The 13200-nt window shown below is 50.5% G+C and carries 12 protein-coding genes; 9 read left to right on the forward strand and 3 right to left on the reverse strand.

Annotation, left to right across the window (positions count from 1 at the left end):
- Window positions 1-31: 31 nt before the first annotated feature.
- Both BUQ91_RS10210 and BUQ91_RS10215 read left to right on the forward strand, forming a co-directional pair.
- Complete coding sequence (locus BUQ91_RS10210) at window positions 32-595, forward strand: hypothetical protein (RefSeq protein WP_072827721.1); 564 nt, start codon at window positions 32-34, stop codon at window positions 593-595.
- On the forward strand, window positions 588-2756 hold the full coding sequence (locus BUQ91_RS10215; protein ID WP_074209187.1) for a PorV/PorQ family protein: 2169 nt from the start codon (window positions 588-590) through the stop codon (window positions 2754-2756). Before BUQ91_RS10210 ends, BUQ91_RS10215 begins: the two co-directional genes overlap by 8 nt.
- Before the next feature lie 311 nt (window positions 2757-3067).
- On the opposite strand, the gene rsmG is transcribed toward BUQ91_RS10215, so the two are convergent.
- On the reverse strand, window positions 3068-3832 hold the full coding sequence (rsmG, locus tag BUQ91_RS10220) for a 16S rRNA (guanine(527)-N(7))-methyltransferase RsmG (protein WP_139255881.1): 765 nt from the start codon (window positions 3830-3832) through the stop codon (window positions 3068-3070).
- A gap of 80 nt (window positions 3833-3912) precedes the next feature.
- Here rsmG and BUQ91_RS10225 point away from each other — a divergent pair, with 80 nt between their 5' ends.
- From BUQ91_RS10225 to BUQ91_RS10235, 3 genes are all read left to right on the forward strand, one after another.
- The gene (locus tag BUQ91_RS10225; protein WP_074209188.1) at window positions 3913-5304 is read left to right on the forward strand and encodes a hypothetical protein; all 1392 of its coding nucleotides are present in this window, start codon (window positions 3913-3915) and stop codon (window positions 5302-5304) included.
- 179 nt (window positions 5305-5483) lie between these two features.
- Window positions 5484-5870 (forward strand): hypothetical protein, encoded by a 387-nt coding sequence (locus BUQ91_RS10230; protein ID WP_074209189.1) that lies wholly within the window; start codon window positions 5484-5486, stop codon window positions 5868-5870.
- A 32-nt stretch (window positions 5871-5902) separates the two neighbouring features.
- A complete protein-coding gene (locus BUQ91_RS10235; RefSeq protein WP_074209190.1) occupies window positions 5903-6556 on the forward strand; it encodes an epoxyqueuosine reductase QueH in 654 nt (217 codons plus the stop codon).
- A 29-nt stretch (window positions 6557-6585) separates the two neighbouring features.
- Here the strand turns inward: BUQ91_RS10235 and BUQ91_RS15895 are convergent, their stop codons facing one another.
- Window positions 6586-6933 (reverse strand): hypothetical protein, encoded by a 348-nt coding sequence (locus BUQ91_RS15895; protein ID WP_254842321.1) that lies wholly within the window; start codon window positions 6931-6933, stop codon window positions 6586-6588.
- An 82-nt stretch (window positions 6934-7015) separates the two neighbouring features.
- Here BUQ91_RS15895 and BUQ91_RS15900 point away from each other — a divergent pair, with 82 nt between their 5' ends.
- Window positions 7016-7615, forward strand: a complete 600-nt coding sequence (locus BUQ91_RS15900; RefSeq protein WP_254842322.1) for an FISUMP domain-containing protein — start codon at window positions 7016-7018, stop codon at window positions 7613-7615.
- A gap of 75 nt (window positions 7616-7690) precedes the next feature.
- On the forward strand, window positions 7691-9970 hold the full coding sequence (locus tag BUQ91_RS10245) for a YgiQ family radical SAM protein (RefSeq protein ID WP_074209192.1): 2280 nt from the start codon (window positions 7691-7693) through the stop codon (window positions 9968-9970).
- 133 nt (window positions 9971-10103) lie between these two features.
- Here BUQ91_RS10245 and BUQ91_RS10250 read toward each other — a convergent pair whose 3' ends face one another.
- Complete coding sequence (locus tag BUQ91_RS10250; protein WP_074209193.1) at window positions 10104-10946, reverse strand: 50S ribosomal protein L11 methyltransferase; 843 nt, start codon at window positions 10944-10946, stop codon at window positions 10104-10106.
- Window positions 10947-11030: 84 nt separating this feature from the next.
- Here BUQ91_RS10250 and BUQ91_RS10255 point away from each other — a divergent pair, with 84 nt between their 5' ends.
- Both BUQ91_RS10255 and BUQ91_RS10260 read left to right on the forward strand, forming a co-directional pair.
- Complete coding sequence (locus tag BUQ91_RS10255) at window positions 11031-12068, forward strand: Fic family protein (RefSeq protein ID WP_074209194.1); 1038 nt, start codon at window positions 11031-11033, stop codon at window positions 12066-12068.
- Window positions 12069-12326: 258 nt separating this feature from the next.
- Window positions 12327-13169: a metallophosphoesterase gene (locus tag BUQ91_RS10260; protein ID WP_074209195.1), complete on the forward strand. Its 843-nt coding sequence runs from the start codon at window positions 12327-12329 to the stop codon at window positions 13167-13169.
- Window positions 13170-13200 lie beyond the last annotated feature (31 nt).

A 13200-nucleotide genomic window follows, 5' to 3' on the forward strand; every position in this document is an offset into this window, starting at 1 on the left:
GAGTAAGGATTTATCGTAAACGGATTTAAATATGCTATCAATCATTATCGTCATCGCGATTGTGCTATTGTCCATCGTCCTCGCCGGCATCGGCATTTATGTGGGCACGCGCAATTCCGACGAAAAAGAGCCGTCCAAACCGGTCATCGACGTATCGGGCCAGTATGCGGCTATCGGTCGCCCCGCCCGCGAGACGCTCACCGCCGTAAAGCCTTCCGAAGCATCGATCAGGGCATGGCTCGAAACGCAAGATTTAACACCAGAACAAAGGTTATCCTACATCGAGCAGTGGAACGCCACGCTAGAGGAAACCATCAGGACCATTGACGAAGGGGACAAGAACGGCACGGCCACTTACAGAATCGTGCTTGGTCCTAAAGGCAAAAATTATTGCAAATTCGTCAGCGAAGAAAATTTCATCACCCGCGAACAGATTCGTAATCACGCGGAAATTTTACCCCCCTATGTCTTGGGCTGCGACTGTAAGCTTTTACCGAAGCAACCCTGGGAAAACCCGAGTAAATCCGGATGGAAGGCAGTAATCCCGACACACGGAAACACCTATAGCGTCCCGGATTGGAGGCAACTTGCGTAAGTCACTATTATCTGCAATTCTTTTAGCACCAGCCATGGCTCTTGCCACAGGCTCGGCAATCATTACTCTCCAAATGCCCGTTGGTGCCCGCCAACTTGGTATGGGCGAAGTCGGTGCCGCACTTGCCGATGACGCTACTGCCATGTATTACAACCCGGCAGGCCTCGCATTTGGACCGCTCGCCGACGAATGGCGCAGTTCCTACAAAGCCGATGCCAAGCAAGCGCCGTTCTTTACGCACATGGCATCCCGTTCCAAGAACGGATTCTTCGACAAGAGCGAACTCTGGGCCGGTACTACAAAGGGTATTCTCAAATTCGACGGGGAACAGTGGGTCAACTACTACTCCGTCACCTTGCAGGGTAACGCAAAGATTAAGGACGCTGTACGTACCTTCGTCGGTACCGAACGCGGACTCGATGAATACACGCGCGTTGTCAAAGCTTTTAACGATGTGAAAAACGCAGACGACGAATCTCACGTCGTCGAAGTCAAGATGCCTTGGGACTTGGTCGTCAAGGACACCATCACAGCAATCCTCTACGAAAGCCTTACCGAAAAGCTCTGGGTCGGAACCCCGAAGGGTCTCTACCGCTTTGACGGCAAGGGCTGGAAGTCCTTCGAAACGGAACTCGGCGAACGCCGCATTACAGCACTCACCAAACAAGGCGCCTCCCTCTGGATTGGTACAGACAACGGCCTCTTCGTCTACCGCAATGGCGCTTTCGAACAGAAGGGTAAAGTTCTCCCGAGCCAAAAGATTAACGCACTCGTCTGGTCCGAAAACCGCAAGGAACTTTACGTGGCAGTCGATGGCGCTGGTGTTGCTCGCCTTACCCCGAAAAAGAGCTCTAACGACAAAGACCGCTGGAGCCTGTTCAACCAGGAAGACGGCATCATGGACTTGAACCCGACCGCACTTGCAGTCGACAGTTCGGGTCACGTTTGGGCAACCCACAAGGGCGGTCTCTCGCACTTCACGCTCCGCAAGTGGGAACAGGTACAGTTCGCCAACAACACTGTAAATGACGTTTCAGTAGACCGCAAGGGTGCAATTTGGATTGCAACCGACCTCGGTGTTTGGCGCCACCTGCCGGATTACGCTACCGCAAGCGGACGTAAGGCAGAACTCGAACGCAGCTCCAAGGAAGACCCCGAAGCCACCAAGCGCGACGACGAATGGACGCACTACCACCAGGGCAATGGCCTTTCGACCAACAGAGTCTGGGCAGTGCTCCCCGAAGGTAACGACGTTTGGTTCAGCACGGCAAACGGCATGGAGCAGTACAAGGACGCTGACTACCAGCTCACCGCATTCTACGAAAAGCTTTTACCGGTTTTGAACATTCCTGACCTTTACCACCTCTACGGCGGTATGACCATTCCGCTGAACGACTGGGGAACGCTCGGTGTTTCCGTGAACTTCGTTTCGTTCGGTTCTACAGTGGTTTCGGGCGACCTGGATGCAGATGACCTCGTGGCCTACAACAGTTCCGAAATCGTCGGCGGCGTAAGCTACGGCACGCGCTTCCCGAACGACTGGGGCCTCGGCCTTTCTATCAAGTTCTTCTACTCCGACCTGAGTTCCGGTGCAGCCGCCGGCGAAGAAGAAGCAACGACATTCGGTTATGCATTCGATATCGGCGTCTTGAAAAAGAACCTCATTATCCCGAAACTCAACTTTGCATTGGTCCTTGCAAACATCGGTCCGAGCGTCTACTATGTAGATAAGACAATCGAAGACCCGATTCCTTTGACTTGGCGCCTCGGACTTTCTTACGAAATCTTGAGCATGGCCGATTACAAGTGGACAGTCGCATTTGACTACAACCGCGAGGTTGTGATGGACGACGACAAGGGCAATCCGGAACCGTTCTACATCGCTTGCTGGAAATCGCTCTTTGATCCGGAAGACGACAAGACGAACACGTTCCTCCAGGGCGTTTTCAACTTCGGTACTGAATTCATTTATTCTAACACGATTGCTCTTCGCCTCGGTTACTTGTACGACTACAAGGGCAAACGTAACGAAGTGGACTTCGGTGTGGGCGTGATGCTCTCCGATGTGCTGCAGTTCGACTGGGCAACCATCAAGAACGTAGGCCGTGCAGACGGCGTTCGCGATGGCCAGATGCGCTTCGGCATGCTGTTCAAGTTCTAGGCTGCTAGTTATCAGTCATTAGTCACTGGTCATTAGTTAAAACTTGGCGGCTTCGCCGCATTACAACGAACGAAAAAAGTCAGGTGATGAGCCTGACTTTTTTAATGTCATGCCCGCCACCGAGCTCTTTGATCACTTAGTGCTTTGACGCTTTGCGTCAGCATCTTCGGCTCAATCATGACAGTCTGCAAGCAGCCTGTCGCGACACTCGCCTTGAATGCAACTAGCACTTACGTGAGCATGATCCGCGAATGGGGAGGGCATCTCCTTTTATATGATAATGGGAAAAATCGCGCCCTATTCCACGAGCTCTATTCTTCGCGTTCAAGAATAATCAGCGCGCGGTCCTGAGTGCTGTTCGGAATCGTGTAGAAATGCTTCCCGACAAACTTGTAACCGAAATCTTCAGGGTAGAAAGTCTTGAGTTCGTCAGCAACGGCAGGGCCCTTCATAAAGTACACGCGGCCGCCAACCTTGAGCGAATTTGCAATGCGCGGGAGCGTTTTTTCCATGAGTTCAAATGCACGGCTAATCACGCCATCGACAGGGATTGTCATGCTGCGGCTCGTGACCTTGTGACCAAACACGTCGATTCCCTTGAGGCCCATTTTTTCAATGACCATATTGAGGAAATTGATGCGGTTCGGGCGCGGTTCGCACAAAGTAAGTTGGATAGACGGATTCACAATTTTTAATGGAATTCCGGGAAATCCGGCACCACTGCCAACGTCTATCATGCGGGCAGGCCACTTGGGCACATAAGCGTTGATGAGCGTGCAGTCGGCATAATGGCGTTCGACCATCGTTTCAAAAGCATTGAGGCGAGTTAAATCCTGATCATCGTTATTCGCGCGGAGCAACTGGTGAAATTCCCAAATTTGCTTGAGCGTTTCGGGTTGGAGTTCCACACCGTAGTAATGCAAAAGCTTATCAAGCCCCGCAAGCGAGGGCGTTACGCGCTTTCCGTTAAAAAGCGGAAACTCCGTGCGAGGAGCCTTCATGTGAGGGATAAAGTCCTTGCCAAGCGCACTCGCACCACGGGGTTTGGAATTTTTTGACCAAGAAGAATTTGCCATGTTTCAAAATTTAGAAAGTTTTTTCATTCTTTTTTAGTCCAAAAGGCTCTCTCGCGTGTGTTTATATAAGGGAGGTTCTTTTGAATCGAATACTTTTAATTTTTGCACTCGCTATTTTCGCAATAGCCCAAGCCTACGCCGAAGAAACCGCAACGACCGCGCCACCGCTAGATGCTGCGCAAGTTTTCGAATGGTGGGACGACGGCATCATCACGCCTGCAGAGGCCGATGAAATTTTCTCCCGACTCGAAGAAGAAAACTACGACGAAGCCTGTTTACTCGCTGAAGTTTACGCGCAAGAACCCTGCGCAAATTTCAACAAAACCATCGAAAACAAAACACGTAAAAAGCGGAAATCTAAAACCGCAGAAAGCGCGCAGTCCGCAAAAACGACGCCGCCACCATCCATCATCCCGCACGGGTACGCTTCTTGGAAAGGCCAATACGACAGCAACGGTCACTTGAAAAAACACCGTGAAGAACTTCAAGTCCAGTTCTATTACTTCAGGCTCCGCCTTGGATCACAAGAATTGCTATCCTACCGGCGTGACGGTTACGAAGCTCATTTCGGACAAATTTCAACCCTAGAATTTCACAGCCATTTGCCGCTCGACACCCTCTGGGGAGCAACAGTTCTCTACCCTATCGGTAAATTCCGGCTAGGCGCGCACATCGACACAAGCAAGACATTGCATGCCGGGCTCGACTTTCGCCCCAACCGCACGAACCAAATCTCCACCTTATTTTGGAAATTCCCAAGCGCAACCGCCATCGCATTGCAAGCGCACACCACGCTAGGGCAAATTTCCAGCTGGTACCAATTCGGGCAAGACCTCCCGATTATCAAAATTCAACTGCAAAACCAAGGCGACCGCATCTCCTGGAAAACAACAGCCTACATCCACGGCGATTCCATCCCGCAAGGTCTCAACTTGAGCAAAATCATAGCCGAGAACCGCCTTTGGGCATCGCAAACAATCAACGTCCAATGGCCCGAAGTATACAACACCGTTTTCTCCATCAAGGCACGCGTGCTAAGCCCAATTGCCTCGGATTCTGTAAACGCCCGCTTCAAGGCAACCCTGACCTCAGGTCCCGACCGATTCCGCCCAAGCCTGAGCGCAACCTGCATCGAAGCAAGCGAAAACTGCAACCGCACCGAATGGAACGGCAGCTTAGAATCTACATGGGAATCGTTTACGTTCAAGGCAAGCGCCAAAGTCCGCCGCGAGGACAGCCGCACAAAAACACCCAAAATCGAACTCGGCGCAGGCTACCACAGCAACAACGCCCTCACCAAACTGACCATAGCATTCCCGCAAACAAACCCCGCAAAAAGCGTATCCGTTCAAAACGAAATCAAGCTAAACAACGACTGGCTTGGGTGTGATTTAGTCTTTGCGTTCAAGAAAACCAGAACCAAAACATTCAGTCCTAGCTACGCCCATTTGCAAGCTAGCCTCAAATTTTGAGACATTTTATCCCAAAAGGCACCCTTTTCAATAAACTGGACACATTTGTAACCATAATTTTCTTGAGGAAACAGGTTTACAGCCGTAAAGAAATCTATTATTAATAATACCCAAACACTCTCAGACTCCTTTAGGTTCCCTCCTTTGCCTGAAGGAGTCCTTTTTTTTATCTTAGGGATATGTCTTATATCGCAGCAATCATCGGTTCTATCGTCTTTTTGCCCTCCATCGCACTGAACATAGCGCTTGCACTGGGTGCACCGCTCGGCATGTACGCCATGAACGGCCGCCACAAGGTCGTACCGCAAGAAGTCCGTCGGGCATTCGTGTTGCCGATTATCATGCAATTTGTGGCTTTGTTTACCCTTTTAAGCGCAGGGCACGTGCTGCCTGAGACGATTCCATTTGGAATTATCAGAATCCTTGCATTTTTCTATGCAGTTTACCTGACGTTTTACACGGCAACGGTATTCTTTAGCCTGAGCGCCAAAGAACGCCATGTGATGGGACCGCTCGCCATAGCATCGACCATTTGCTTTTGGATTGTCGCGGTAGGGACTGTTTAGACGAAAGACGAGAGACGAAAGGCGATAGAGACATGGAAACGGCTGCACCAAAACACAATTACCAGGTCGATTTGGACCGCATCATTCGCAGGCTCGAAAAGACCGGCGAAGTGCCGACGCTCTTGTTGCACGCCTGTTGTGCGCCATGCAGCAGCTACACAATCGAATACCTTTCCCAATATTTCAAAATTACGCTTTTCTATTACAACCCAAACATAGCCCCCGCCGAAGAGTACCAGCACCGCGTAAACGAGATTAAACGATTTGTTGCCGAATTTAAGACAAAATACCCCGTTACACTCGTCGAAGGCGATTACGACCCGAAAAAATTTTACGATATCGCTCGCGGACTAGAGCATGAACCCGAAGGGGGCAAGCGCTGCCGCAAATGTTTTGAACTCCGCCTCGCCGAATCTGCAAAACTTGCCAAGGAACTGAACTGCGACTATTTCACCACAACGCTTACCATCAGCCCGATGAAGGATGCCCAGGTGCTCAACGAGGTGGTTCAGGAACAATGCGACATTTACGGCATCAAGCGCCTCCCGAGCGACTTCAAGAAGAAGGGCGGCTACAAGCGCTCCATCCAGCTATCGCACGAATACAACCTTTACCGCCAGAATTTTTGCGGGTGCGTGTATTCCATGCGCGAGGCACAAGAACGCGAAACGAATAAAACCGCGTGACATTTAAGGCGTTATTATATATAATTCTATTAAATGACCAAAATCAGGGGATACATATTCGCCGCATTATTCACCGTCGTAGCAGGCTGTAGCAACGACGTCGCTGACGCGCATAGCGAAGAACCCCATTCCGGCAATATCGAAATTATCAGAGTCCCCGACAGCACAGACAGCGAAAGTTCTTCAAGTTCGTTTTCACGCTCGAAAATAACAAACATCTTTTTTTCAAACCACGTAGAAATTCTTTCATCGTCAAGTATTGAGCCCTCGTCGTCGAGCAAAGCACCGGAATCAAGCAGTTCAAAGCCGGTCCCAAAATCGTCCAGTTCCGAGGCGAAATCATCAAGTTCCGAACCACCCAAAAGTTCCAGCGCCACCCAGAGCAGCTCCAGTTCCGACGCCCCCAAATCCAGTGCCGCACTCTATTTTTACGATTGCACCGAGCACGACTGCGTCACCATGGAATACTTGAATCCAGACGTTTCTTACGGCGAATTTTTGGACAAGCGCGATGACCAGGTTTACCGCACCATAGTCATTAGCAATCATGTGTGGACCGCGCAAAACATGAACTATAAAATCGAGACCGAAGAGAACGACGAAGTAACCAACTGGTGTTACGCCAACAACCCCGAACACTGCCAAAAATTTGGAAGGCTCTACACTTGGGAAGCCGCAAAAAAAGTATGTCCTGAAGGTTGGCATTTGCCCACTGTCGATGAATGGGGGGAACTTTTAAAGGACCACTCTTGCAGCATTGAACCTTATCAAGACACCGTTCTCATTTTCAATTGCTCCGGAGGCGAATTAAAAGCAGCCGAAACATGGGGCAAAGTCAACAAGGATCCCAACGGTTTTTCCGTCGTTGCAGCAGGAATTCACTACACAGACGGATTCCATTCGTACAACGAATACGCATTATTTTGGACATCAACAGAATTTGAAGATCCTTCCTTCTATGCGGCTAGTTTCAATGAATCCGATGGTGCTACCCTTTGGCCCCATAACAAAAACGAATACGGGCTATCCGTCCGTTGCGTCAAAGGGAACGCGGAATAAGACGAAAATAAATTTCGCCGGCACTTGCGTTTTCTATCTTTAGATTTATAAACTTTTCAACCCCAAAGTTCCATTATGTACGATCCTCGATTTTTACCCATTTGCAAAGAAGACCTGGACGAACTCGGTTGGGATTACGTTGACGTGATTATCATCAGCGCCGACGCCTACGTGGACCACCCTTGCTTTGGGCATGCGGTTGTCGGGCGACTTTTGGAACATGAGGGTTTGCGCGTAGCGATTTTGCCGCAGCCGAACTGGCGCGATGACTTGCGCGATTTTAAGAAGCTTGGCACTCCGAGACTTTTCTTTGCGATTTCGAGCGGCATGGATTCCATGGTGAACCACTACACCGCCGCAAAGCGCCTCCGCAGTGACGACGCCTTTACGCCGGGGAACAAGGCGGGATTCCGCCCAGATTATGCGACATACACATACGCCAAGATTTTGAAGAAGCTCTACCCCGACGTGCCGCTGCTCATTGGCGGCCTCGAATCGAGCCTTCGCCGCGTGACGCATTACGACTACTGGAGCAACAGACTCAAGCCGAGCATTCTTTTCGATACGCAGGCCGATATTCTCGTTTACGGCATGGGCGAAAAGCCTCTGAAAGAAATTGTTCGGTTGCTCAAAAAAGGCGTTCCGTTCTCGAGCCTGAATTCCGTTCCGCAGACCGCCTACTTGGCGCCCAAGGGGAACGTCCCGAAGAACAGCAAGTGGGAAGACTTGCGACTGTACAGCTACGAAGAATGTCTGGAAAGCAAGAGGAACCAAATCGAGAACTGCCGCAGGGTGGACATTGAATGTAACAAGTGGTTCCAGCACCGCATTCTGCAAGATGTCGCAGAACAGACCGTGGTGATTAACCCAGCCTACCCGCCGCTGGAATACGGTGAGCTGGACGAAAGCTTTGAATACCCCTACGCCCGCGAACCGCACCCGCGCTACAAGAAGCGCGGCAACATTCCGGCGTTCGACATGATCAAGTTCAGCATTAACACGCACCGTGGCTGTTTTGGCGGTTGCAGTTTTTGCGCCATCAACGCACATCAGGGCAAGTTCATCGCAAGCCGTAGCCGCGAAAGCATTCTGCGCGAAGTCGAAATCGTCACCAACATGGAAGGCTTTGCCGGCACGATTACAGACCTTGGCGGCCCCAGCGCAAACATGTACAACATGCGTGGCCGAGATCCGAGCCGTTGCCAAAAGTGCGCACGAGCCAGTTGCCTCACGCCCAAGATTTGCGACAACATGGACACGCACCATAAAGAAATTTTGGAGCTGTACCGCGAAGTGCGCAACCACCCGAAAGTGAAGCACCTGTTCATCGGAAGCGGCGTTCGTTACGACATGCTCTTGCAGGAGACCGACGACGAAGAGCTCCGCAAGGACCATGAAGAATACGCACGCGAACTTATCGACTACCACGTGAGTGGCCGCTTGAAAGTCGCTCCAGAACACACAAGCGATGCCGTGCTGAAATTGATGCGCAAACCGAGCTTTACGCTGTTCCACAAGTTCAAGGAATTCTTTGACGACGAATGTAAACGCATCGGCAAAAAGCAGCAGCTGATTCCATACTTTATCAGTAGCCATCCGGGATGCACCGAAGCCGATATGGCCGAACTTGCACTCGAAACAAAGCAATTGGGTTTCCAGTTGGAACAAGTGCAAGACTTTACACCAACGCCGATGACCATTGCGACCGAAATGTTCTACGCCGAGATGACGCCAGACGGAAAGCCGCTCTTTGTCGCCAAAACGCCCGAAGAAAAAGCAAACCAGAAGCAATTCTTCTTCTGGTACATTCCTGCAAACCGCCCGCACTTGCGCGAAGTTTTGGAACGCCTCAAGATGGGTAAGGTCAGTCGCTTGCTACTGAGCCGCACTGCAATGGCGGAGGGCAAGGAATACTTCCCGAGCAAGGAACGCGAAGAAAACGAAGACTTCCGCAATCGCGAAATGCAAAAGCGCGACGAACGCACAAATGCATTACGCCCGAAAAAAGAAAAGGTCAAGAATCGCTGGCGCGATGACGGGTACGAAAGTCGTGGATTCAGCGAAGGTCGTGAATCGCAAAGGGAACCGCGCGAATTCCAGTTCCGCGAAGAACGCTTTAGTGAAAGCCGCGGGAACCGCTTTAGCGAAAATCGCCGCGACTTCCATCGAGATGAACGTCGCGACTTTGACCGCCGAGGCAATGTATTTGATGACCGCCGCGGGAATCAGCAGAATGCGCCGTTCCGCGAGCACCGTAACGTTGAAGACAAGAACCGCTTCAACAGCGGCGAGATAAACCTCGCCAGCCGCCGTTCACACGGTAAAGGCTTCAAGAAGCCATCGTTTAAGAAGTAGTTTTAGGAGTGCGCAAGCACACTCCACCATTGCAAAATCACTTCGTGATTTTGCCAAACGCGCGGCTCGGTTATAGCCAAGCGAGCTTGGCTGCAACACTCGCCTTATGCGTTTGTCGCCCTAAAAGGCTCATTTAGGAGCGTGCAAGCACGCTCCACCATTCGCCTTTGGTGCGTTCGACGGAGACTTTGAAACCAGCCTCATCGAACCACTTGAGGATGTAATCCTTTTCGACTTCGAGCTGACCGCTGATGATGAGTTCGCCGCCTTCGGCGAGCAAGTCTTCGATGTCGTCGCGAAGCGGCCAAAGTTCGCTGCGGATCATGTTGCAGAGAATCACATCGAACTTCGTTCCATCCTTGAACGCATCCAGGAATCCGAGCACGCAGTCACTTTCACCAAAACCATTGCGTTCAAAGTTTTCCGCAATGCAGGGAATCGTGAGCGGGTCAATTTCCGTACCCACAGCAAGGCTTGCGCCCTTACGACGAGCAAACATCGCAAGAATGCCCGTTCCCGTTCCAATGTCGAGAACAGTCTTGCCCTTAAAATCGATATTTTCCATAAGCGCAGCACAGCTACTCGTCGTTTCGTGCTCGCCCGTTCCAAATGCAGTCTTTGCCTCAAGCTCCAAGACAACCGCTTCAGGATCTTCCGGCGTGAATTCCACCCAAGGTGGACGCACCCAAAGGTGCTCGCTCACAGCCACCGGCTGTGCGCGGTCACGCCACCACTTGTCCCAATCCTTTGCAGGCTCTTCGGTGACCTTGAAATTGTACTGCGGAAATTCCGCCACGATGCGGTCGCGTTCCGCCTTGTCGCCCGTGTAAAAACAGAACTCCGTGCGGCCAGCGGTCACCGGGTCGAGTTCTTCGAGCGTCGCAACACCCGCCTCGAAAAGCAGGTAGCTTGCAATTTCATATTCTTCATCGGGGCAATTGCCCTCAGCCTTGTACCAAGTTTCAATTTTCTGCATAGTTTAAATTTATCAAATTCAACGGAGCATTGAAACGCGCGCGCCAAATAACGCCGGAAAAAGAAATATATTTGAGAAAAGACCATGCTTTACATCCATCAATTCCCAGACTGGACGCGGTTCCGCTTCGATTCTCCCAAGGTGCTCCAAGCGCTTGGGCAGACACGCCTTGAAGAAGGCAAGCTCATCGGAATCATGCAAATCTGCGGACTCAAGGACATCGAAGCAAAACTCCTCGCCGAAGACATCGTCGCCAATTACGCCATCGACGGCTACACGCTGGACCCCGCGCACACACTTGCCGAAGTGGAACTCAAAAGCAAGGGCTCACAAAACTTTATCAAAAACTACCTCGGCGCCATCCAGAACGCCTCGCAGCCACTCACCGAAGAACGCCTATTCAACTGGCATTCCGCGATGGGTCAGAACAAAGTCTTAAAGTTTCGCGAAGTCCCGAATGAAGTGCAAACGACCATCGACGAAAAGCAACTCCATTTTGTAGGCCCGAATCCGGAACGCCTCCAAAGCGAAATGGAAAACTTTTTATCGTGGTTTGAAAGCGCAAATATAGACGGGGTGATTAAAGCCGCAATTGCACATTTCTGGTTCATCACAATCCGACCATTCGCCGACGCAAACGGAAGACTAGCCCGCGCCATCACGGCAATGCAACTTGCACGCACCGAGAACACGACTCATTGCCAATACGCGCTGAACAAACAAATTAACATTCACAAAGGCGAATACTTAAAGATCCTCGCACGCACACAAGCCGCAAGCGGTGACCTCACCGAATGGATTTTATGGTTCCTGCAAATGATGCGGGACGCCATCAAAGATAGCGAACAACTTTTCGCTTCTGAAATCAGCCGCATCCAGTTCCGCAGCGCCCACGCAAACGACACGTTCAGCGCCCGCGAACAGCAACTCATCGACGAAATCATGGCAGGCCGCCTCGCGCAACCCTTCACCGCTAAAGAAGCCGCCGCCTTCTTCAACGCAAGCCACGACACCGCCCTCCGTGAAATCCAGAGTCTCATGGACAAAGGAATTTTGCAAACAAACAACAAAGGCGGCCGCAGCATGCGATACAGACTGAAGGATGAAAGGGTGGAAGGGTAAATAAAAAACATCGGTAACCTTCCTGCTTTCCGGCATCACCAACCGGAGCGTGTTTTCCGATGCTTTTTAGATAATATACAATCAAATTTCACAAAAGTCAAGTTCCTTAATTTTTCACCTACATTTCTCTTTTTTCCATAAAATATATTCGGGAGCATGTCCGGCACTTGTCGGGGACATGATGGGTGGTTGATGGGTACTTGTAGGGTAAAAATTCGAAGCCTTGTTTCCAAATGCACGGGAATATAGATTACAGGCATGAAGTATTTCTTTATAAGCGACTTACATGTCGATTTCTATGCACCCTTGTCCCGCAATGTTTCAACATTACGAAAGTATTTTGAATCATTCTTCGAACGGAACTTTTTGCCAGCAGACGCTTGCTGTATCGCTGGAGATATCGCAAACGACTATTTCACCTACGTAGAATTCCTGAAGTTCATTGCGGAAAAATACAACTGCGTATACGTATGCCTTGGAAATCACGACATCATCATGGAGCTAGACGGACGATTCGGAGTTGACCGCGAATTTAAAACCTCTGAAGAAAAAATTGCCTACTTCATTGCAGAAGCAGATAAAATTCAGAACGTCATGTTGCTCGAGAATCGAATTGCAGACGGCATCGCTGGTTGCATGGGAATGTGCGATTTCAAGTACATGCATTCACCCGCAGCATCAGAAATCATGAATAAGATGTTATGGGCAACGCGATGGTTCGATGGCAGACATTGGAATTACATGAAAAATGACAGCGGACGCCTTTGGAAACACTACGACAGCGTTTTTCGCACACTCTCCCTAAAGCGACCCAAAATCATGATGTCGCATTTTCTGCCGCTGGAATTCGAAATGCCCGAACGCTACCGAAACGACCCATACTCAAACTTTTTCTATTTCCATGGAGCAACCTACCTAGAAAACTTGGACGATGGAAGCATCTGGCAAGCAGGCCACACGCACACCGCAATGAAACGGGAGTTCATGGATGCAAAGGGTAAACGTCACTTGCTCCTATGCAATCCCGTTGGATACCCTGATGAAAATCCCTATGCGGAATATGGATTGAGGCGGGAAGATTTTGTGGTGGAAGTGGAGTGAAACGGAGGAGATACTCAATCACTTTTCGCGA

Origin of the sequence: Fibrobacter sp. UWB11, from assembly GCF_900143015.1 — a bacterium.
In the GTDB taxonomy this organism is placed as follows: domain Bacteria; phylum Fibrobacterota; class Fibrobacteria; order Fibrobacterales; family Fibrobacteraceae; genus Fibrobacter.

Excerpts from the sequence above, each read along its gene's own strand:
- BUQ91_RS15900 (WP_254842322.1), top strand. The coding sequence starts at position 7,016 with ATGGAATACTTGAATCCAGACGTTTCTTACGGCGAATTTTTGGACAAG.
- BUQ91_RS10235 (WP_074209190.1), top strand. The coding sequence starts at position 5,903 with ATGGAAACGGCTGCACCAAAACACAATTACCAGGTCGATTTGGACCGC.
- BUQ91_RS10245 (WP_074209192.1), top strand. The coding sequence starts at position 7,691 with ATGTACGATCCTCGATTTTTACCCATTTGCAAAGAAGACCTGGACGAA.
- rsmG (WP_139255881.1), bottom strand. The coding sequence starts at position 3,832 with ATGGCAAATTCTTCTTGGTCAAAAAATTCCAAACCCCGTGGTGCGAGT.
- BUQ91_RS10230 (WP_074209189.1), top strand. The coding sequence starts at position 5,484 with ATGTCTTATATCGCAGCAATCATCGGTTCTATCGTCTTTTTGCCCTCC.
- BUQ91_RS10250 (WP_074209193.1), bottom strand. The coding sequence starts at position 10,946 with ATGCAGAAAATTGAAACTTGGTACAAGGCTGAGGGCAATTGCCCCGAT.
- BUQ91_RS10210 (WP_072827721.1), top strand. The coding sequence starts at position 32 with ATGCTATCAATCATTATCGTCATCGCGATTGTGCTATTGTCCATCGTC.
- BUQ91_RS10255 (WP_074209194.1), top strand. The coding sequence starts at position 11,031 with ATGCTTTACATCCATCAATTCCCAGACTGGACGCGGTTCCGCTTCGAT.
- BUQ91_RS10260 (WP_074209195.1), top strand. The coding sequence starts at position 12,327 with ATGAAGTATTTCTTTATAAGCGACTTACATGTCGATTTCTATGCACCC.